The sequence below is a fragment of the Tropicimonas isoalkanivorans genome (genome assembly GCF_900112335.1).
GTDB lineage: Bacteria > Pseudomonadota > Alphaproteobacteria > Rhodobacterales > Rhodobacteraceae > Tropicimonas > Tropicimonas isoalkanivorans.
Window position 1 is genome coordinate 1 of sequence record NZ_FOLG01000024.1, and the last position, 20748, is coordinate 20748.

General features: G+C 62.3%; 24 protein-coding genes and 1 pseudogene. 2 read left to right on the forward strand and 23 right to left on the reverse strand.

What is annotated here, in order from left to right; translation table 11 throughout:
- The coding region (locus BM075_RS22550; protein ID WP_143089931.1) for a transposase domain-containing protein at positions 1 to 252 on the forward strand (252 nt) is incomplete at its 5' end.
- Between the two features lie 119 nt (positions 253 to 371).
- On the opposite strand, the gene BM075_RS22555 is transcribed toward BM075_RS22550, so the two are convergent.
- The 20 genes and pseudogenes from BM075_RS22555 to BM075_RS22640 form a co-directional block, all read right to left on the reverse strand.
- Positions 372 to 1337 carry a toll/interleukin-1 receptor domain-containing protein gene (locus tag BM075_RS22555; RefSeq protein ID WP_093362908.1) on the reverse strand — a complete coding sequence of 322 codons (966 nt, stop codon included), beginning with the start codon at positions 1335 to 1337 and terminating at the stop codon, positions 372 to 374.
- 19 nt (positions 1338 to 1356) lie between these two features.
- Entirely contained in the window at positions 1357 to 2247 is an 891-nt protein-coding gene (locus BM075_RS22560; protein WP_093362909.1) for a reverse transcriptase family protein, read from the reverse strand.
- Positions 2244 to 2549 (reverse strand): helix-turn-helix transcriptional regulator, encoded by a 306-nt coding sequence (locus BM075_RS22565; protein ID WP_037240913.1) that lies wholly within the window; start codon positions 2547 to 2549, stop codon positions 2244 to 2246. The genes BM075_RS22560 and BM075_RS22565 overlap by 4 nt, the downstream gene beginning before the upstream one ends.
- A gap of 45 nt (positions 2550 to 2594) precedes the next feature.
- Positions 2595 to 2762 (reverse strand): hypothetical protein, encoded by a 168-nt coding sequence (locus BM075_RS24555; protein ID WP_177208457.1) that lies wholly within the window; start codon positions 2760 to 2762, stop codon positions 2595 to 2597.
- Positions 2763 to 3201: 439 nt separating this feature from the next.
- Positions 3202 to 3783 (reverse strand): rhomboid family intramembrane serine protease, encoded by a 582-nt coding sequence (locus BM075_RS22570; RefSeq protein ID WP_093362921.1) that lies wholly within the window; start codon positions 3781 to 3783, stop codon positions 3202 to 3204.
- A gap of 148 nt (positions 3784 to 3931) precedes the next feature.
- Entirely contained in the window at positions 3932 to 4468 is a 537-nt protein-coding gene (locus BM075_RS22575; protein ID WP_245758954.1) for a hypothetical protein, read from the reverse strand.
- Positions 4469 to 4624: 156 nt separating this feature from the next.
- Positions 4625 to 5353, reverse strand: a complete 729-nt coding sequence (locus BM075_RS22580; RefSeq protein WP_093362910.1) for a DUF736 family protein — start codon at positions 5351 to 5353, stop codon at positions 4625 to 4627.
- Positions 5354 to 5477: 124 nt separating this feature from the next.
- Positions 5478 to 5783, reverse strand: coding sequence for a hypothetical protein (locus BM075_RS22585; RefSeq protein WP_093362923.1), 306 nt, complete (start codon positions 5781 to 5783; stop codon positions 5478 to 5480).
- Positions 5784 to 5799: 16 nt separating this feature from the next.
- A pseudogene (locus BM075_RS22590) lies at positions 5800 to 10074 on the reverse strand (strawberry notch-like NTP hydrolase domain-containing protein).
- Positions 10075 to 10177: 103 nt separating this feature from the next.
- Positions 10178 to 10330 (reverse strand): antitoxin PaaA2 family protein, encoded by a 153-nt coding sequence (locus tag BM075_RS22595; protein ID WP_043754116.1) that lies wholly within the window; start codon positions 10328 to 10330, stop codon positions 10178 to 10180.
- Positions 10320 to 10484, reverse strand: coding sequence for a hypothetical protein (locus BM075_RS24560; RefSeq protein WP_009819683.1), 165 nt, complete (start codon positions 10482 to 10484; stop codon positions 10320 to 10322). Before BM075_RS24560 ends, BM075_RS22595 begins: the two co-directional genes overlap by 11 nt.
- Before the next feature lie 94 nt (positions 10485 to 10578).
- Positions 10579 to 11097 (reverse strand): type II toxin-antitoxin system YhaV family toxin, encoded by a 519-nt coding sequence (locus tag BM075_RS22600; protein ID WP_093362911.1) that lies wholly within the window; start codon positions 11095 to 11097, stop codon positions 10579 to 10581.
- Positions 11094 to 11420, reverse strand: a complete 327-nt coding sequence (locus tag BM075_RS22605; protein ID WP_005668772.1) for a type II toxin-antitoxin system PrlF family antitoxin — start codon at positions 11418 to 11420, stop codon at positions 11094 to 11096. The genes BM075_RS22600 and BM075_RS22605 overlap by 4 nt, the downstream gene beginning before the upstream one ends.
- Before the next feature lie 125 nt (positions 11421 to 11545).
- Positions 11546 to 12199 (reverse strand): DUF6927 domain-containing protein, encoded by a 654-nt coding sequence (locus tag BM075_RS22610; RefSeq protein ID WP_093362912.1) that lies wholly within the window; start codon positions 12197 to 12199, stop codon positions 11546 to 11548.
- Positions 12199 to 12792, reverse strand: coding sequence for a hypothetical protein (locus BM075_RS22615; RefSeq protein WP_025042408.1), 594 nt, complete (start codon positions 12790 to 12792; stop codon positions 12199 to 12201). The genes BM075_RS22610 and BM075_RS22615 overlap by 1 nt, the downstream gene beginning before the upstream one ends.
- A gap of 76 nt (positions 12793 to 12868) precedes the next feature.
- Positions 12869 to 14851: a ParB/RepB/Spo0J family partition protein gene (locus BM075_RS22620; RefSeq protein ID WP_093362913.1), complete on the reverse strand. Its 1983-nt coding sequence runs from the start codon at positions 14849 to 14851 to the stop codon at positions 12869 to 12871.
- Positions 14852 to 15009: 158 nt separating this feature from the next.
- Positions 15010 to 15399, reverse strand: a complete 390-nt coding sequence (locus BM075_RS22625; RefSeq protein WP_093362914.1) for a DUF3768 domain-containing protein — start codon at positions 15397 to 15399, stop codon at positions 15010 to 15012.
- Between the two features lie 88 nt (positions 15400 to 15487).
- Complete coding sequence (locus BM075_RS22630; protein ID WP_093362915.1) at positions 15488 to 15697, reverse strand: DUF6330 family protein; 210 nt, start codon at positions 15695 to 15697, stop codon at positions 15488 to 15490.
- Positions 15698 to 15720: 23 nt separating this feature from the next.
- Positions 15721 to 16659, reverse strand: coding sequence for an ArdC family protein (locus tag BM075_RS22635; protein ID WP_093362916.1), 939 nt, complete (start codon positions 16657 to 16659; stop codon positions 15721 to 15723).
- Between the two features lie 39 nt (positions 16660 to 16698).
- Positions 16699 to 17184, reverse strand: coding sequence for a hypothetical protein (locus BM075_RS22640; RefSeq protein ID WP_093362917.1), 486 nt, complete (start codon positions 17182 to 17184; stop codon positions 16699 to 16701).
- Positions 17185 to 17521: 337 nt separating this feature from the next.
- Between BM075_RS22640 and BM075_RS22645 the strand changes: the two genes are divergently transcribed.
- Positions 17522 to 17815, forward strand: coding sequence for a hypothetical protein (locus BM075_RS22645; protein WP_028288615.1), 294 nt, complete (start codon positions 17522 to 17524; stop codon positions 17813 to 17815).
- 28 nt (positions 17816 to 17843) lie between these two features.
- Here BM075_RS22645 and BM075_RS22650 read toward each other — a convergent pair whose 3' ends face one another.
- From BM075_RS22650 to BM075_RS22660, 3 genes are all read right to left on the reverse strand, one after another.
- Positions 17844 to 18005 carry a hypothetical protein gene (locus tag BM075_RS22650; protein WP_224557872.1) on the reverse strand — a complete coding sequence of 54 codons (162 nt, stop codon included), beginning with the start codon at positions 18003 to 18005 and terminating at the stop codon, positions 17844 to 17846.
- A 135-nt stretch (positions 18006 to 18140) separates the two neighbouring features.
- Positions 18141 to 18842: a VIT1/CCC1 transporter family protein gene (locus tag BM075_RS22655; RefSeq protein ID WP_028288616.1), complete on the reverse strand. Its 702-nt coding sequence runs from the start codon at positions 18840 to 18842 to the stop codon at positions 18141 to 18143.
- Positions 18839 to 20746: a heavy metal translocating P-type ATPase gene (locus BM075_RS22660; protein ID WP_036540305.1), complete on the reverse strand. Its 1908-nt coding sequence runs from the start codon at positions 20744 to 20746 to the stop codon at positions 18839 to 18841. The genes BM075_RS22655 and BM075_RS22660 overlap by 4 nt, the downstream gene beginning before the upstream one ends.
- Positions 20747 to 20748: the final 2 nt, after the last annotated feature.

Below are 20748 nucleotides of genomic sequence, written 5' to 3' on the forward strand. Positions count from 1 at the left end.
GTGGAGATCGACTCCAACAGCGTGGAGAACTTGATCCGGCCCATCGCTCTGAACAGGAAGAACGCATTGTTCGCCGGACATGACGAAGGCGGGCGCGCCTGGGGACGCATCGCGTCGCTCATCGAGACCGCAAAGATCAACGGCGTCGAGCCCTTCGCCTATCTCAAGGCCCTCCTCGAGGCCATCGCCGCCGGTCATCCGCAAGGCCGCATCGACGAACTTCTCCCGTGGAACTTCAATCCGTCAAGCTGAACCTGGGGTGGGATGCAGCCGCCGCTTACTAATCTTCCGCCATTCTGCCAAGAAGATTTCGCAACCTTGATGGACGCATCGTCAAACAAAACCAGACACCCCTAAAGTTGCTGATGCGGTTACTGAAGTGGCTTCACAAACATGTGCCAATAAGTTTCTGCCGCACCCTCGAACGTCAGCTTCTGGTCTCTGTTTTGGCCAAAGTGTGCCATCCCCATACTCCGCAGATACAGGGTTTGCTCATCGGCCTCGACGGTTAGGTTCTCATTGAACCCGTTGGTGTCTGCATTTTCGGTCGCAGTGTAAGCAATGCCCCCCATATGCCGCCCCCCCATGAACACGGTGCAGCGGCTAGCAGACTGACCGTTATGGTAGGCAACAGCGCTGAAGCGATTTGCGTCAAGCCTGCGGAACGACCCGTCAATCTCGGGATTGCGAGCCGACAATTCAGAAAGCGAGTTCTCGAAATATTTTGCCATGAACTCAAACGCCTCGGTCTGGAAAGCATCACGATCACGGTCTGTGAACGTTTTGGCCACCCGCAGATTACTTGACCGGATCACTTGAGCCGGTGTCGATCTGTTGACTGACTGCGTGTTTTGCATGATGGCAGGTGCCGCTGACTGCTTGGTGACCGATTGTGGACTACCGATGCGCTTTGCTGCCGCCTGAACGGCTTCGGCGACGAGACGGAACGCATGGTCGATGTCCGGCCATTGCGTGACCGGACGACCGTCCGTTGGCGTGGCCATCAGCTTGCCGAAGGGTGCGCCATGCCAGAGGCAATCGCGCAGAATGACCGGGATCACGATGGCCTCTCCCACCTTATGCCGTTCCAGTGCACGAGTCATCTCGATCTCATAACAATAGTCAGAGTTTAGAAAATCCGGGCTTACCAGCAGCAGGATGATCTCATCGGCTTCAATGTGCGCGTCGATCTCACCGGCGAAGTCCTGCCCCGCCTCAATCCGGCGGTCGTGCCAAGTCTCTATCAGGCCTTGACGCTGAAGGATTCTGAGCTGGCGTTCCAGCTGGTCTCGTAGTGCCTCGTCAGCGTGGCAGTAGGAAAAGAAAACCGTCGTCATGTTAACCCATCATTGAAAATCAGTGTGCCTGGTTGCGCGCCAGGATTTGCTGCTCGGTGCCTTCACGCCCCATGAGAGAGGCCATCTTCTTAGCCTTCTCGTATCCCTCGGGAAGTTTCGCGATCTCTGCCCTAAGTTTATGACGTTCTAGGTGCTGAACGTTTGGCATGAGAAGCGTTTGATCTCGCACCACCACGCCCGTTACGACTACCGGCGCATTAATCTGACCGATTTCCTTTGACGCTTTGAAGCTGTGACCATGGTGAGCAAGCCGCTCCTTGATCGCATGAACCAGCACCCCGGGAACGTTTTGCCCAGAAACTGTTATGTCATCGACATACACGCTAACCTGGCATCCGGCATCACGGGTCAGCTGATCAATCTCGTCCCACATGTCAGCGTAGGCCCAAAAGGCCAGCGATGGGCTGGCAGGGCTTCCGGCTGGCAGAACCCCGTTCAGCGTTGTGAGATCAAGGAGGACTTTCACTACGTCGGGAGGGCACCCAAGATATTTTCCTAAGAACCATGCTACCTTGCTGGCTGTGCAGCTCGGATAGAAATCTTCGATGTCGAGAAGATGGAACGCTGCTGCACCGCGATGCCGTGCGGCATTGTCGATGTTCGAGCGACCGCGCACTGGCGACATCAGGTAGTCCGGAGTTTTCACCCGCAGCAGCAACTCTCCGATCCGCCGTTGAATACGCTTCAGATCGCCCCGTGGTGCAAGGACAGGACGGAATGTTCCGTCTTTTTTCTTCTTGCGCAGAGGCTTGTAGAGATCGGGTGCGGCCTTCAACTCAGCAAACTTCTCAGAACTGGTCTGTAATAGTTTGAACAACTTTTTGCGTGTGCTGCACCGATAAAGGGCACATTGATCGAGGGCATAGGACTTGTCGCGGCGCTTCGTCATGATGACGCTCGCTTCCGCTCGATCATCCTCAGAAAATCAAGTATCTTGTCAGCGACAACCCCACGCGCTTTCTCGATAGCGCCCGGCGTCGTGCCTTCTGTCAACTTCTCGTCAAAAAACCAGATCGAACTGACTGGCAGATCAAACTCTTCGGCGTATCGTGCAACGATTTCCTGACTTGGCACTTTCCGGCATCGTTCGATATCAGAAAGGTGCGATTGGGAAATATCGAGGCGTTCCGCCAACTCGTTCTGTTTCAGGTCATGGAAGACCCGGATCAATCTCAGTGCTTCACCTAGCATTCTCGGTCCTCCTTTCGCCAAATGCGAACATTAAGGGTCGCGCGGTTAGTCGCCGGACAACCGGGACAGCCATTCGATGAGGTCAAAGAGTTTCCCCATCCCCCAGGCTACCCAGAATGCGCCCTTTAACAGGCGAGACTTCCACGTCGGCTTGCGCTTCCGTTTTGTCTCGCGTGTCCCACGCTTGCTGATCTCGTCGGTGTCGTAAGCCATGTTATGGCCTCCTCTGCTGGCCCTGCCGCAGGATTGCGAAAGGGTGTCGCCACCAGCGCGAGGAACGGAGAGACCGTCCTTATCCCTTATGCTGGCCCCCCGGGGTCGCCCGGGGGGCCGCCGCCCCGCCGCCGCCGCCACAGGGGCCGCTTGGGGGGTAGGCGTCAGAGGGAACTAGCCCCTCCACGGATCGGTGAACCGACCCTAAGTACAGCGATTTTATTCCGAACCGAACCGAAGCCCGGCATACCGATAAGACATAGATAGGATCTTCCTTGCGCGATACAAGATCGCTGTAGGCGATTTTTTTTGCAACTTCCCTAAGGGACACCGTTACGAACGAAGACGCCGTCACCGAGGCCCTGAAAGTCCAAGAAGGTCGCTTCCGGACCTTCTCTGTATCCGTCACCGATGTCCGGTTTTGGCCGAGTGCATTGCTTCAGTCCAGATCGACCCCGCCGAGGCGCGGCGCATGTACATGCGTTCGGACGAGTAACGCCGCGGCCGCGCCCGCGATGGCGCCGAAGAAATGCGCCTCCCACGAGACGCCAGGTTGGCCCGGAAGAACGCCCCAGAGAATGGAGCCGTAGAGCAAACCGACCACCAGTGCCGCGCCCAGCGTGATCAGTGAACGATCCACGAGGCCGCGCGCGACGAGGAAGCCAAACCAGCCGAAGACGAGCCCTGACGCGCCGATATGGATGGCCGAGCTTCCGAACAGCCAGACAAGACCGCCGCCGAGGCCGATCACCACTGCGTTCACCGGCAGCAAGGCCCTCGTGGTCGTTGCCACCAACAGCCCACCCATCACCAAGAGCGGCGGCGTATTTGCCATAAGGTGCGCGAAACTTCCATGCAGGAGGGGCATGGCGATGACACCATCCAATCCGCTTACGTGACGGGGGATCAGGCCGAAGGCCGGATTCAAGCCGTAACCGATAATCCAATTGAGGAGGTGAACCGCCCAGAGCAGTGCGACAAAGGCGACAAGCGCCGCGGCGCGACGAAAGAAGGCGCGCATGTGATCCCGGTTCATCATGTTGGCGACAGTAGACGTCACCACAGCACCTTCAACGGCTTTCGCGCGCTGCACAGGATGCCACCTCCAAGAAAGGGGGTTTGAGGCGGCCAACCTCGGTACGGCTCAAGCCAAGAGAATGGCTCGGATCTTACACGGTGTTTCCCGGACGAAAGGGCTGCGGTTCACGCTCGGGACGCTTCAGGGCTTCGGCGTATTTGCGCGCATTGTCATCGATCGTGTTGTGCCAAAGCTTCGAGACGAAGGCCCGGGCGTCTTGGACTGTCATGTCTTTCAGCGAAGAGGACAGCGCCATGAAAAGCTCATCCTCACTGATTGCAGCGGCACTGTGCATGGCGTCCGCGTAAAATGAAGGGTCGTTCAGGACCTGTTCGCTTAGCGGCATCAGCGCGAGGTTCTCCTCCGGGATCGCCATGAAGATCGTGTCCTGAACTTCGGTCAGATACGCACGCCGCGATGTGGACACCGGCTTTCCCGCCGCCTTGGCCTCCAGAAATGCCTGCCTTGTCCTGTCGAGCTTTGCCCTTGCATGGATCATGATGACATCACGCTTGCGGTCAAGCAGCGCAAATCCGGTGCAACGCTCGATATGAGCAAGAAGCTCTGCAACCTCTGCTTCTACATCAAAGCTCTCGAACCACGGAGCTTTTCCCAGTCTCGCCACCATGCGCCTACCTTCGTCCATTCGATAATATATTATCGTATATCATATTCAGCAGATCGCAAGCAGATGGCGCCCGTCATGCAGCCAAACATGGAAAAAGGGGAACCGTGATCCCACGGCTCCCCTTTGGGTTCAGATCGTCTCGCCCTCGCGTGCCAATTAGGCGACCAACGACAGCCCCGTGCCTGCGTCCTGCGGCTGCTCACCGCTGTCGATGAACGGGATGATGGAGAAGGCCTGCCCGCCGCGCTGCTCTTCGTTCTGCACGGCGTTCACGCGCAGGTCGCCATCGGGCGTGTTGATCAGCAGCGACAGGTAGTCATTGCCCGTGCGGCTGCTTTTCGCCATCCAGGCCGAGCCGACGCGGATCGGTGTGCCCCGGGGCGAGCTGACCTCGATACGGTAATCGGGGTGGGTTTCCTCGGATTTGTAGCTGTTCTCGATCAGCATGAACTCCAGATCGAACATCATGTTGGCGATGTAGCCGGTGAAGGCGTTGTCGGCGTCCATGGCGGTGAGCTCCCCCGAGATCGAGCCGGATTTCATCAGGCCGTTCGAGACCAGAGGGATGATCTCGAATTCGCCGCTTTGGGCCGCGCGCGCCTCTTTCGTCTGCACCGCGTTGACCCGGAAGGGGCCCAAGCCGACATCGATCTGCATCGAGATGTAGGGGTTGCCGCTGGTGTTGCCGGTCTCGTTCCAGGCCGTGCCGATGCGCACCTTGCGGCCTGATTTGTTGACTGCCGTCACGTCAAAATCCGGGCTGCGTTCGGACATCTTGGCCCGCGCCTCCAACTGGATGGCGATGTCAAAGCGCGTCGAGTGGATCATGCCGGTGTACTGAGCGGCTGCGGTCTCGACATTGCGGGTGAGGGTTCCTGCGAACATGGGATGTTTCCTTTTGGATTGGCCGGTGCCTGACGTCCTTGCCAGCGCATCCGGGATTGCTTTTTCGACCCCTCCTGGGATCACAAACCAGAAAGCTCGCTTTCCTTTCTTCCCAACCTTCAGTTCAGCGCTGTCGCCTGAGAGATTGTGCCACCTCCCCGCCGGGTACGACGCCCCTCCCCTGCCCGTCTGCTCTCAGTTGGCTGTCCTGGCTCTTCTCGTCGCCACCCTCCGGTCCAGCGATAAAGAACTCTGCTTCCTCCCCGTTCAACCGCTGCCCGCTCCGGTCGGTCAGCCCGATGGTGCTGCCGTTCGGCTCAAACGTAATCAGGTATTGGCCGAGGCTGTCCTTGTGCACGCGGTAGCCGGTGTTGGCCCAATGCACGGTCCGACCGGCATCGATGGCGGCTTTGATTTCATCGAGTGTCAAGATCTTCACCCCTCACCTATTCCGCTGCCACTGAAGCCACGTCCCGCGTGGCGTCTGGTCCGGTTCCAACAATCCGGGCCAGAATGCTTCCCGTGTCGATCCCGTCCCCATGCGGCAGGAACACCCGCAACTGGAAGGCAATGATCTCAGTGAAACACCCCATGACCTTGAGGCCTTCGATCATGCCCTTGTCCGCGCCGCCAAGCTCGAGGCGCATCTCGCCTGCGACGCGGCGACGGGTCAGGGTCAGACCCCGGCCCAGATCGACCGGCGCGGTGGTGCCGAGGGCGGCGGTTAACATCTCCTGCGGCGTTTGCGGATTGGAGACGAGGAAGCGGGCGCGCAGCGCGGCCGCACCTTCCTCGCTCAGCGTGCGCCCGATCATGGCGGCCGCCCCGTCCGGCGTGACCCTGTAGATGCGTTCATTCGTGGTCGGAATATCCTTCCAGATCGGCAGCAACAGCCCGGTCAGCAGGTAGAGCCTGGTCGTGGTGGTTTTTGGCAGGGACGCAGCCTCGGCATCCCAAAATCCTGCAAACTCGGGCCTGTTGATCTCTTCCCAGGCCGAGGACTCGAACCGCGCCTCTTCGAGATAGCTCGACCCGTTTGGCCGCACTACCTTGCGCATCAGCGTGACGATGTCCTCGTCATACATCTGCATGGGCCGCGCCGAGATGAGCGCTGCGCGGCCGGAGGCGCGATTGACCATCGGCAGCTTGTCGGGATTGCGTGAGAGGGCCTCTTCGGCACCAAGGACGTGCACCGGGTCCGTCACCTCAAGTCCGATGATCCGCGTGACCGCACCGGATTTCGGGCAGGTCCAGAGATCCTCGGTGGAGACCTGTTCGATCTTTTCGCCGCGCAGGGTTTCGACGCCGAGATCGAGCGTGCCCGCCGCGCGCGCCCGTTCAGTCTGATCGGCAATCCGGCGCATGAACTCGGCAAAGAGCGCGTTCTGAATGTGGATGGGCAGGGCCAGAACCCGGTTGAGAAACCGCTGGATCGGGGGAAGCTCCTCGAGAAGCACAGCGTCCTTGTCGATCAGTCGCAGGGCTGTCCAGTCGTTGAAGCTCTCGTAGCTCATCGCCTCGGCGCGCCCGGCGGCAAGATCGGCGAAATACCCACGCAGAGCCGCCCGCGCGATCGGGCTTTCGAGATTGTCCTCCTCGCGGAACATGCCTTGCGAGCCGGTCTCGCGCTGGCCCTTGGTCAAGGCCCCCAGCTGGTCGAGGCGCTTGGCGATCGTCGAGGTGAAACGCTTTTCGCCATGCACATCCGAGGTGCAGACCCGGAAGAAGGGCGCGCTGACCTAAGCCGAGCGATGCGTGCGCCCGAGCCCCTGGATGGCCGCATCCGCGCGCCAGCCGGGCTCCAGAAGATAGTGCCGCCGCCGCTTCTGGTTCTTCGCCGTTTGTGCCGCATGATAGGACCGGCCCGTCCCGCCCGCATCGGAAAAGATAAGGATATCCTTCTCGCCGTCCATGAAGGCTTGGGTCTCGGATGAATTGCTGCTGGCGGCGCGCTTCTCGATGAAGAGATGACCATCCTCGGCCTTCAAAGGGCGGATGGACCGACCCGTGACCTCTGCGACGGCCTCGTCGCCAAAAGCCCAGAGGATCTGATCGAGCGCCGAGGGGATCGGCGCCAGCGTCATCAACTCCATCATGGCCGCATCGCGCAGGGCGAGCGCCTCGCGCGAGACGACGAGCGCGCCGGTCTCATCCCGCAAGGGTTCCGCCACCATGTTGCCGTCAATCTCCACGAGCTTTTGCGCATGAATCGGGAAGGCCTGTTCGAGGTATCCCAGGACGTAGTCGCGCGGCGTTAGCGCGCCCTCGACCAGCTCGTCCTCCGGGTCCATCGTCTCAAGCCGACGTTTCAGCAGGCTTTCGCCTGTAGAGACCACCTGAATGACGCAAGCCTTGCCCGCCGCCAGATCGTCCGCGATGGCGCGGATGATGGTCGGGGCCTTCATGCCCATCAGCAGATGATTGAAGAAGCGCTGCTTCGTGCTCTCGAAGCGAGATTTGGCCGAGGAGCGTGCGGCCGAGGCATTAGTCTCTCCCGAGGCGTCGTTGACGCCGGTCGCTGTCAGCGCGGCCTCGAGATTGTGATGGATCGTCCGAAACGAAGTCGCGTATGCGTCGTAGATCTCGATCTGGGCCTGAGTGAGCGCGTGTTCGAGCACGTCATACTCCACGCCGTCGAAGCTGAGGGCACGCGCCGTGTAGAGCCCGAGCGTCTTGAGATCGCGCGCGACCACTTCCATGGCAGCGACACCGCCGGCTTCCATCGCAGAAACGAAGCTCTCGCGGCTTGGGAAGGGGTATTCGGGGCCCTGCCCCCAGAGCCCCAGCCGCGCGGCATAGGCGAGGTTGTGGACGCTCGTCGCACCCGTGGCCGAGATGTAGAAGACGCGAGCGCGGGGTGCTGCCAGTTGCAGCCGGAGGCCAGCAAGGCCCTGCTGGGAGGGTTTGACCCCCCTGCCCTGCTCCGATCCGGCCGCGTTCTGCATGGCATGGGCCTCATCAAAAGCGAGGACGCCGTCGAAATCTTCGCCCATCCAGTCGAGGATCTGGCTCAGCCGCGTGGTGCCGCATTTGCCCGCGGACCGCAGCGTGGCGTAGGTGACGAAGAGGATACCGTCGCCCATCGGGATGGGCTGGTCCGGTTTCCATTTGGAGAGCGGCTGAATGTCGGCGGGCGAGCCGCCGAGATCGGTCCAGTCGCGGATCGCGTCCTCGATGAGCGTCGCGGATTTGGAGACCCAGATCGCCTTCCTGCGCCCGGCCAGCCAGTTCACGAGAATGAGCCCCGCGCATTCGCGGCCCTTGCCGCAACCGGTGCCGTCGCCGAGGAAATAGCCAAGGCGATAGGCTCGTGCATCCGGGTCATCATCGGCGCGCGTCAGCTTGGTCTGGTCGTCATCGATGGTAAACCGACCGGGCAGATCACGCCCATGGGCATCATGCGCCATGATGATGGTCTCGAGCTGCGCCTCGGAGAGATCTCCCTCCTCGATCAACCGTGCGGGCAGGCGCAAGCCATCACGGCCCGTATTTGAGGGCATGGGCGGGGCAACCGAGGCCATGGCGATGCTTTCGACGAGCGGCGTGGGATGTTCTTGCGCACCCGCGATCTCGATCCGTTGCGGACGGTAGCGCGCATATATGTCCGAGATCGGCGTGTTGTCGCGCGGGGTCTCAAGTCTCGTGAAAACTAGCGGGACAACGGCATTGGCCCGGGGTTTGGAGGCGGCGACAGGCGCAGCGGCGGTCTTGCGCGGAGCAGAGGATGGAACGGTCGGCCGCGCAGGAGTAACCGCTGCCGCCCGTTGGACGGGGCGCATCTCAGGCCGGGTTGCGGCCACGGCGACGACAAAAGGAAGGGCTTCATCCAGATCCCGCACAGGGACGCGGATCATTTCGCCATCCTCCTGCACCTTGTCGAAGACCATGAGCTGGGTTTCGACAGAGGTGCCGAGCTTGCGATAGACCTGTCCCGGCATCGTCAGCGCCAATCGCGGCGTCAGGAGACCGCAGGCGCGGGACCAATACGCGGAATCGCGTTCGGGCGTGAATCCTGGCGGCATGATCGCCACCAGCCGCCCGCCGGGTGCCAGACGCTTTGCAGCCGCGATGAGATGCTTGGCGGCGATGTGCTTGTCTCGGGAGCGATCGACCGAGGAGGCGAAGGGCGGATTCATCACCACGACGTCGGGCAGAACGGGCGACTGCAGCAGATCGTCGATATGCTCGCCGTCATGGCCCGTCACCTCGCCGCCGAAAACCGCGCGCAGGAGGCGCTGGCGAAAGGGGTCGATCTCGTTGAGCAAAAGCATGGCACCGGCCCGGGCGGCGAAAGCGGCCAGTGCACCGGTGCCCGCCGACGGCTCCAGCACGGTCTCGCTCTTGCGGATCGCCGCGGCCCGCACCGCCATGGTCGCGAATGCCAGCGGTGTGGAAAACTGCTGCAGCCGGATCTGCTGCTCTGACCGGCGCGTTTCCGTCAGAAGCCGTGAGGCAAGCAGCTTTGCGGCGGCGATGTCACCTTCGGCGCCGTCCCCACGCAGCAGCACCTGGATAGCCGCAGCCTGCATCAGGTCATATGCCATGCGCCAGTCCCAGGCACCGCCGGCATCGCTGCCATGAAACGTCTCGCGCATGATGCGCGCCAGCGCTGAGCTGCGCAGCGGATGGAGGTCGATCTCCGTGCCGATCTGCTCGAGGGCAGAGGCGAGGTCAGGGTGGGAGATCGAGAGAGCCGGATTTGCCGGTTTGGGCTTGGTCATGGGGATTTTCCTTTGGATCAGGGTCTGAGTTCCAAAGGACAAAAAGCCCCCTTTCGCTTTTCAGGGTGACGGGGGTCAGACCGCGCCGACCTCAAAGGCTTGGTCAGGACTTGGGTTCGACCTGCCGCTTCGCATCAATCAATGCCTGTGCGGCCTGCATCACCTGAACCTGAGATGTTCCCGAGCGTGCATCCTCCAGCGCGGCCTGCACCTGCGCGCAAAACCACGTGTCATAAGAATTCGCTTCAGCGGCCACGGAAATGCTCCTCGAGCCCGATATCCAGCAGCTTGCCGAGGTCATCGGGCATGTCTGCAACGCGTACAGCAATTGGGAAACGGTGCCCCGTCAGGTCAGGCGCGCATTGCTCCTCTAGACCGAGGTGCTGCCTATCCTTTTCCGTCTCATTCATTGTGCTTTCTCCGACCGCATTATCAGCCGATGCTACATCTTCGAGCGTGGCGTCGTAAATGATAATGCCAAAGGGTCATAGCAAGCTGGCCCACTTACCGATCGGGCACCGCTTCAAGGGATTTCTCGAACCGCTTGCCTGCCGCTGCAGCTTCTTTCAAGAGCGCGTCGAAATTGTCAGGTGGATTGCCATCTTCCAGCATTCCTTTGAACGTCGCATAGGCGTCCGTCTTGCTGCCGTAGGCGCGCAGGGTCTTGTCGTCGTTCACCCAGGCCACCACGATGACCTTCGCATCGCTGTTGAACCGATAGAACAGCCGATACTGCTGGAAGAATTTCGCCCGGAACCAGTGCTTGCGGTGATCGCCGAGTGTGCCGCCTTGCCGGAAGGCGGCGGCACCCGGATCTGCCGGTATGGCCTCGGTGACCAGCTTGAAGATGGCGGCCAGCCGTTTCGTGGAATTCTTCTTGCGCCAGGTCTTGGGATCGCGTGCCTTACGCACCTCGACTTCCTCGATCAGCCCTTCGAGCTGGTCCAGAAAGAGCGGATGCGCATAAATCGACCATCCGTTTACGACAAGGGGCGCTTGGGCGGGCACGCTATCGCCGCTCATTCATCCTCGAGCGATAGCGGCGCATCGAGATCGACATCAACGTCTCCGACCAGTGCTGCAAGACGGTCATGCAAAGCCCCATCGAACGCCCGAATGCGGTCCGGATGCGCCTTGATATCGGCCTCGACAAAATCGAGAAAGGCTCCGAGCACGGGATCTTCCTCGTCGCTGCGCACGGGCTCGATATAGACCCTGCCACTCGGCTCGGTGCAGTAACGAATCTGGTCGCCCTTGCCCAGCTTGAGTTGCTTGCGAACACCCGCCGGCACGGTCGTCTGATACCGATCCGTGAGTTTCGAGACATCTTGTGCGAGCGCTGTCATGGCAGTCTCCTGAAAGAGAGGGATCTTTGCTGCCTGCGATAGGTAATGCATTTGCATTGCCTTGTCAAGACAAGCCGCAGCATCTGCTGTCGCCGGGCAAGTCGATGACCCGTCCGGCGCAGGACCTAATTTCGCCCCGCCAGGAACTCCGCCAGCACCGGGCTAGCCGCACCTTTCGTGGAGCTGAGCAGCTCCGAGCCCGCAAGCGAGGCCTTTGACAGGCGTACGAGCCCACCAGTTTCCTCGATGCGGTAGCAGCGGCGCTTTTGCCGCCCGCGCCTGTAGTGGGTCGCGGTGACAATCTGGCAGGTACTGCCATCGGTGAGCGTCACAGGTGCTGCGAGCTTGATCTTGTCGCCTTCCTCGTAGTCCGGGATCGACGCCCAGTCCCGGCAGCGCTGACGCCAGTCCTGGGCGTAGCTGTCTGGGTCTTTCAGCTCGGACAGCAGGGCCAATAGGCTCAGTGGCGCGCGGGATTCGACCGGTCCCGCGCTTTCCTCCATGTCCTTGTAGCCCCAGCAGCCGTCATCATATCGGGTAAGGAATACGGCGGCGAAAGTGATGGAGCCATCCGCATCGGTGACATAGGTCGTGTCTTCGACAGGGGTGCCGTCGATATTTGTGACCTTTGCCGCCGCGTACCAAGTCGAACCCACCTTGCAGGCTTTGACCAGTTCCGTCTTGCGCCTTTCGCCCTCGAAGGTGCACAGCCGAGCAATCTCCGCTTTCTCATCCGCGTAGGTCTGGACGCGGCCGTCGGTGTAGAAGAGCCAACCCATCACGCCGCCCTCCGGTCATCGATTTCCATCAGCGCATCGAGCGGCACGCGGTAGGGCTGCATGGCGTCGAAATCCTCGCAATTGCCGCAGTTCTGCACGATCGCGAAGGTGTCGCAGGCATCCTTCAGGATGACCCGGAAGGTGCCGCCGAGGCCCGAGGGCACTTCGTAGGTCCCGCCGATGAGATAATCCGAGGCCCGGCGCACGAAGACGCGGATACTGTGGCCATCGGTGGCGAGCCGGATCGCCCCCCGCCCCCGGTCGATGAGCACCTGCACGTCATCCAGGATGTCGGTGTAGAACTGGCCGGTCAGATCACGAAACGCCATGCGGCGCTGCGCCATCCAGTCGGTGTCCCGAAACGGGTTCATGCCGTCGGCGAAGGCGAAGGAGGGATCGGCCTGCTCGGTGGTAACGATACGGGTGGTCGTGCCATCGATGCCGTTCGAGCGCAGATGCACACCATTGCCGACGATGAGGATCAGGGCCGGCCTGTCCACGGGCCCGTTCCAGTTGGGCAGGAAGGTCTTGCAGGCACGCGCATGTGCGATTTGCGCCGCAACAGCGGAGGCAGAGAACTTGAGAATAGCCATGGGGATGTCTTTCTGTTCGGTTTGGAAGGGTCGACCCGCGCGGGCGGCATGGTCCACGCGCGGGTCGCGTGAGGACTCAGGCCGCTTGCGCGATGTCGCCGTCAGGCTCCGGGGTTTCCGCAGCGGGCTCCGCCTCATCAAAGGCGACACCGGCGGTCTGCATCATGGGCGGACACCAGGCGCCCACGGCAGCGCGCTGCGCTTCCGTGAGCGTCGCGAAGGGCTCAGCGAAGAGCTTGTCGCAAAAGGCGACGATCTCCTTCTTGCTCGACGAGGCCAGCGTCACAGCCTCCTGGGCGAGACCCAGATCCTCGCCGAGGATCTTCAGGAGCCAGGCCTTTTTAAAGCGATTGAAGAGCGCCGCATTCGGCGTCCAGTGGGCGCGGATATCGGGCATGATCTCGATCTCGAACGCATGCATCAGGCTGTCACGCTGCCGGTCCCGGGCAAAACAGGACTGCGTGGTGCTGGCTGTCGCATAAGCGACGAGCTTGGCTTTCTCGCCGGCCTCCAGCGCGCGAAACGCCGCAAACTGATCGGCGGGCGAGCGGCTGTCATCGAGCCACGAGAGGTCCAGCGCATCATGCGCCGCCGCCACCTGCTCGAGCGAGGTCTCGTCGATCTCGTCCATCTTGGCATGGCTGCGGTATTCCTTGCGGGCGTCGATCTTGATCGCCTGCGTGACGCTCATACCGCTGGCCAGGACGTCGCTCACCAGCTTGAAAAGCGTCAGATCGAGCGTGGCTTCCGGATGCAGCGCCATCGCGGCACCGAGCGCCATGGCCCGCTCGGTCTTGAGATCCTCGGCCAGCGAGGCCGGGTAGTTGATTTCGCCGGCGTCCGGTGCCTCCTCCCCCGTCGGGTTACTTGAAGAGCCGCGTGCGCCCTCCTCTTTGACGGTGTCCTCGGGGCGGACGAGGCCAACATGGAGCGTGATCTGCCCACCCTGCCACGACGCGATCACCCCAGACCGTGCGAGGTCCTCGGCGCTGTAGGCCTCCTGCAGATCGCGCGCTTCCTCTTCCAGAGCGTCGACGCGGTCGTAAAGGGCGTTGTAGGCACCGTCGTCGAGCCCCTCATCTTCCATCTCGAGCTGCAGCTGTTCAAGTTCGGCGGCGATCTCGTCGATGCGCTTCTGGGCAGTCTCATCCGGCTCGATCGGGCCGGGATAGACGCGGCCGTAGTCGGCCATGGTCGCGTAATCATAGCGGACCATCGCATCGGCCCAGGCAAAGCCCAGCCTCATACGGGCCTCTTCGGCAGCGGCACCGAGCTTCTCGAGCAGAATGGTCTCGACCAGCGCCGCATCCTCGAGCACAGAATGCTCTTCCAGCAGATCGGCTGCGACGGCGCCGCCGCGTGCCTCGTAGTCTTCGCGCACGAAAGCCCCGATATCGTCGCTGACCTGCACCCCGCGGGATTTGAGTGCCTGACGGACGGTATAGGCCTGCAGATAGCCGCCGTCTTTCGTGAGCGCCTCGAAGACCTCGCGCTGTGCCTCCTGGCTCGGGTGCTCGGCGAAGGCCTTCATTGTGTCGAGCGTGATCACCTTGCCCCGAGCCGCGGCGCGGATGTCGGGGTGGATCAGGCCATAGCGCAACCGGCCTTTCACGGCGGCGACGGTCGTGCCGAATGACTTCGCGATGGTCTCGGGCGTCTGGCCGTCGACCTCCATCATGCGGGCGAAGGCCTCGAACTCGTCGATTGCGTTCATCGGGGCCTGGGTGATGTTCTCGGCGAGCGACAGTGCCGTGGTGACGTCGCACTCCTCCGGCACAAGGCGACAGTCGATCTTGGTTTTCGCAGTGAACCCCTTGGCGGCCTTGTCTGCGGCCAGCTCCTTCAGGGCTGCATGGCGCCGGCCACCGGCGAGGACAGCATATTTGCCGTCAAGCTTCTGGACCAGGAGAGGCTGGAGCAGGCCCAGCACAGCGATGCTGGCCTTCAGATGCGCGATGTTCTCGGGGTCATAAGTTTCCGGCGAGTTGCTGCGCACGTTGGCGGGATGGGCGGTCAGATCGCCGATGGCGACGGTGAGAGCGGTAATGCTTTTAGTCATGGGATATCCTTCCAGGTGGGTGAGGTGTGGCCCGCGCCTTCACGCGCGTGACCAATCCCCGTCTTCAGGGATCACCACGACAAAAGGCCCACTCTCCCTTTGAGGGGTCAGTGGGCCTTCATCGCCTGGGGTGTCAGGAGAGGGTGTCCCCTGCCCTTCTACCAGTCGCGCGCCAACATAATGGTCAGCACGCGCATGGTGGTGGCGGGGTTGTCCGGGGTCTCAGCCCCGTAGCGGAAATCCGAGTCCGCCTCATAGAGATCGATTTTCCAGAACACGGTCTCGCCCCGGATCTCGACCGCCCCGAAATCATGCCAGCCTTCCGGGTCATTTTCGGGCTCGAATGTGGCAAACTCACCAGTCGCCTTCACCGCCTCGGCCATGAAGCCATCGCCGGCCTCCATAAGCGAGCGGGTGACATGCATCCGGCCCTGGATGGGCTGCGCGGGCGGCACTCCAAGGCATGCAAGTTTGCGAAACGCGTCGTTCTGCACCGCGATCACGGTCGGATCCGGACGGTCTGGCTGGGGTTGAACATTCATGGACATGGGGATCTCCTTTGAGAGGTTTGAAACACCCTTCTCAAAGCCCGCTTTTTCTTTTCCGCTTGGCGGATGAATCGAGGCCGAAGGCGCCCTACCCGAACAGCCCTTTGGGTCTGAAATTCGGGTTGGGGATGGTCTCGACCCAGCCACCCTGTTCCTTGATGCTCTCGAGCGCCGCCGAGAGCGGATAAGCGCCCTCGGACGTGCTCCACCAATAGGCACCGCGCTTGAAGGTGATGATCTTGCGGCGGCCGTCGTTGAAGCAGGCCACCCGCAGCGTTTTGGGTTCTTTACGTGACATGGGTGTCTCCGTTCTCCGCGCGGTCAGGCGGCCTCGGCGCCGTCCCCTGCCCTGCCCGTCTCCGATCTGGCGATCAGATAATCACAGGCGCGCTGCGCGTCCGCGGCGTGCCGGAAGATCGCGCCCTTGTCCGACCGAAGGACCCGCAACCAGTTGTGGAGATAGGCGGCATTCATCTCGAGCGTATGCGCCGTGAAGCCGAGCGACTGGCCTAGGAACACCGAGGTCAATTCCGCGACAATCTCCTCACGCGCATAGGACGTGTTGCCAAACTTCGAGAACCCGAAATCACGGTTCAATCGATGGGGGGCTTTCGTGGCATGGGCGAGCTCATGGGCCCAGACCCCGTAAAAATTGCGCGGGTCCTGGAACCGCGTGATGGACGGCATGTAGACCTTGTCCACGGGGGGCAAATAGTACGCTTCCGTGCCCGTGAAGACGGTCGTGATGTCGATGGCATCGAAAAACGCCTGCATGTGCGGGATGGGCTCGGACGGCGGATGCTCGGGCACGGGCTCCGGGTCAGGGTAGAAGCTGTCGGGCAAGCCCTCGATCTGGCAGGCGTTGAATACGCGGTAGGATTTCTGGAAGCGGAAGACACGGGCTTCCTCGGAGCGATCATCCCCGTCGCTGCGGTCATCCTCATCGCCGGCGTCCCTCCAGCTTTGACCGTAGTAAACGACGACAGAGGACTTCTCGCCCTTGCGAACCTTTGCGTCCAACGCATTGGCTTGCGGCAGCGTCATCCAGAAAGGTGAGCTGTGGCCCGCCATCACGGTCCGCATCGTCAGCAGAAAGTTGTTCACCCCCTGGTAGGGCTCACCGCCCACGCGCACGGGGCGAGAGCTGCCGCCTGCGGTCCAGGGCTGGCGCCACGGCAGCACGCCGCGCTCAATGATACGGATGATTTCGTTTGTGATGACCTCTGAGGCATCGAATTTGGGCGTGCGGGATCGGGCCATGGCTGGCGTCCTTCGAGTTTTGGTGAGAGGGAGTGGTCACTAGGTTGACCGACAGGGCCGCGGATCGTTGGTGATGCTCGCGCCGAGCTGTTCGGCCATGTCGATGTAGGTGGTCAGCGACACGGACCTGCCGGGACCCGAAGGTTCAGAGTCGTCCGATCCGTCCCGCGCCACCCGCGGCAGGTTCGCGAAGGCGATGACATCGGTGACGGGTCGGATATCGATGAACGGGGTCCCTTGTGCGACCGCGAGGGCGGCCAAGGGAAAGCGCTTGATCGGCGCGAAGGTCGACACGGTGGTCCAACCGAGATGGAGGAATGTCCCGCCCTCCCCGCAGATCACATGCGCGTTTGGCAATAACGCCGCCTGCTTCAGATAACCGAGATCACGTAGGACGGTCTCGCGCTCGCGCCGTTGTGCCAGCGCCGTCTGGCCAGTTCGGCGCAGCTCTCTATGCCGCCACCACGAGGCAGCGGTTGCGCGGAGCACGCGCAAGACACCTGTTTGCATGGGAATGCCCTTCATCAGGAACGGCAGACCGGAATCCGGCCCGGACCCATCTGAGGGACCCCAAAGGCCCTCATCCGTCAGTCACAAAACCCGAAGAACACTTTCACTCTTTAGGGATCTGATGCCGAGGAGCGTTAAATGCAAAGCTCATGAGAACGTAGGATCCTCCACTTTCCGGCATCAGACCCCAATGAGGAACAGGATCAGGCCCGGACACCCTCTTTCGGGCATCCTCAGGCCTGACCTCCCCCGGCCCTCCTCTTCCTCTCAAACCCCATGATTTCCGCAGGTGGCTTGATTTTGTTCCTGTTATGTTCTATGTTGAAAGCCACGCTAAGAAGGGAGATCCCCGATGGAAAGCACCACTTACGCCCTGCCCGCGACGCCAAAGCAGATCGCCTATGCGCGCGCACTGGCCCTTCGCAACCAGACGCTTCTGCCGTGTGAGGTTCAGCAAGATCGGCGCTCCTTGAGCGCCTGGATCGACGCACAGGCCAAGCTGAAGCCGGGCACGCAGGACAGCCGCCCGACATCAAAGCAGGTCGCCTTTGCCGAGCGCCTCGCCCGCATCAAGCGCCGCGCCGTGCCGGACGAATGCTTCCGCGACAAGGAGCTGATGTCGAAGTGGATCGATGGGAACAAGTGAAGCTGGGTAGACCCCGCGCTGATCGAGATTACTTCGGCCGATCGACAACGGATGCCCCGCCCGACTTGGCAAGCGCGATCAGGCTGGACTGGATTTTGGATGTGAAGACGGAACTGAACGTGCCGATGGGCGTGCGGTCCTCCCAGACAAAGGACCGCTCCAGAACATCGGTGTTGATCTCGTCCAGCATGACCCATTTGCGGACATGGGTTTATGACCCCACGCGCTGCGACTCGATCTGTGGCACCTCGATGATCAGCACGATGTTGACGAGCGTTGCCGCAACAAGCAGCCGGAGCGGGGTTCGGGTACACCCCATTAACTCCTAGCCTACGGCGACCCCGAACAGCGCACCGACCCCGGCTGTCGCCGCCATTGCAAGCGCTCCCCATAGCGTGACCCGCGTGGCCCCACGGACGACGCCTGCGCCGCCGGCCGAAGCGCCCAATCCGCCAAGAACCGCAAGGCCAAGGATCGTCGATCCCGCCACCAGGGGAGCGATCTGCGCCTCCGAGACCAGCAGCACGACGATCAGGGGCAGCACCGCCCCAACGGCGAAGGTCAGTGCGGACACCAGAGCCGCCTGGACAGGGCGGGCGGTAACGGTTTCCGAAATGCCGAGCTCGTCGCGCGCATGCGATCCGAGCGCGTCACGTTCAGTCAGTTGCACGGCAACCTTTTCCGCCAGGTCGCGGTCCAGCCCCCTTTCAACATAAATCCGGGTTAGTTCCTCGAGCTCGGCCTCGGGCGTTTCCTCGAGTTCACGGCTCTCTCGGGCGAGGTCCGCCTGTTCGGCGTCAGTTTGCGAGCTGACCGAGACATACTCCCCCGCCGCCATCGACATCGCGCCAGCCATAAGCCCGGCCAGCCCGGCGATCATGACCTCGGGCTTGCCGGACCCGGCTGCGGCGACGCCGACGACGAGGCTCGCGGTCGAGACAAGACCATCGTTGGCGCCGAGAACGGCGGCCCGCAGCCAGCCGATGCGATGCACCATATGGATTTCAGAATGTGATAGACGGCTCATGGCGTGGCTCCTTGAACGATGTCAGCTTGCTCTGAAATGATCGCCTGGGGTTTGCCCGTAGCTGGCTCCTGTGGCGCGATGCGCAGCGCGCGCAGGGCGTTCAGGATCACGGCAACGTCGATCACTTCTTGCAGGAGCGCGCCCTGAACCGGCGTGAGGTAGCCGAAAGCGGCCGCGATCATGCCCATGACAGACAGGCCGATCCCGGCGACAACGCTTTCGACCGCGATCCGGCGTGAAGCCCGCGCGATCTCGATGCCGGGCCCCAGCCGGTCGATCCGGTCGACGAGCAGCACCACGTCGGCGGCCTCGGCCGAGGCCGCGGCGCCCCGTGCCCCCATTGCCACGCCTACATCGGCTGCGGCCAGGGCGGGCGCGTCGTTGACACCATCACCCACCATCATCACCGGCCCGTGTTTACGCTCAGAGAGCACCAGCAACACCTTTTGATCCGGCGTCAGACCGGCCCGCAGCCCGTCGAGGCCCAGCCCTTCCGTCACACGCTCGGCCACGTCCGCGCGGTCGCCGGTGGCCAGCAGGATACGCGAGATCCCTTGGCGGCGCAGACCGTCCAGCATGGCACCCGCTCCCTCGCGCAGCGGGTCGGACATGACGAGGTGCCCGGCCATGTGACCGTCAACTGCCACTGCGACAAGGACCGATCCGGCGCCCTTGGCGGGGTGATCGCCCACCATCCGCCCGACCCGGGACGCCACGAAGCCGTCGCCCCCGACGATCACCTCGCGGTCCTCCACACGACCCAAGACCCCTTCGCCCGGGATCTCAGCCACTTCTGTCGGAACGGGCAGTGTGAAGCCCTGTGCCTTGGCGGCGGTGACGATCGCTTGCGCGACAGGGTGCTTGGAGGCCTGATCGAGCGCGGCCGCGAGGCGCAGGATGTCGTCCTCGTTCATGCCATCGTGGCTGTCGATCGAGATGATCTGCGGACGGCCATCTGTCAGCGTCCCCGTCTTGTCGAGGATCAGCGTACGGATGCGCGCCATTGTCTCGAGCGGCCCTGCGCCCTTGATCAAAACGCCAAAATGCGCCGCACGCGAGAGACCCGCGACCAGCGCAACCGGCACGGCAAGGATCAGCGGACAGGGCGTGGCGACCACCAGCACGGCGACCGCGCGGATCGGATCGCCTGTGAACCACCAGGCCGCGAAGGCGATACTGACGGTGACGACCAGAAAGCCCAGCGACCAGCGGTCGGCCAGCCGGGACATCGGCGCTTTGGACGCCTGCGCTTCCTCGACCAGGCGAACGATCCCGGCATAGGTGCTGTCCTTGGCCTCGCGCGTCGCCGTCAGGTCGAAGGCCTCGCCCGCGTTGGTCGATCCGCTCATGGCGTCGGCCCCGCGCGCCAGCCGGACTGGGAGGGATTCGCCGGTCAGCGCCGCGGTGTCGAGGAAGGCGGTGTCGGACGTAACCGAACCGTCCACGGGAACGACATCGCCCTGCCGGATCAGCAGGCGATCGCCCGGTGCGATCTCCTCGAGAGGCACATCCTCAAGACCGCCGTTCCGGTGCCGCGTCGCGGTCCGGGGTACGCGAGATAGAAGATCCTTCATCGAACGACGTGCACGGCCCTCAGCGAAGGCTTCGAGGAAAGTGCCTCCAGAATACATGACTGCGACGACAGCCGCAGCCAAGGTCTCGCCGAAGACAAGCGCCGCCGACATCGACAGCGCGGCAACGATATCGAGGCCCACCTCGCCGCGCCCAATGCTGCGGACGATTTCGACCACAAGCGCTGCCAGCGCGGGAACAACTCCTGCAATCCAGATCAGGTTCGCAACCTCTGGTTGGCCCGCAAGGTAGAATGCGAGTCCCACGATCAGCCCGGTTGCGGCCATCAGCAGGAGTGCGGTCTTGAAGCGATCGGTACGGGTCTGTTCCATGC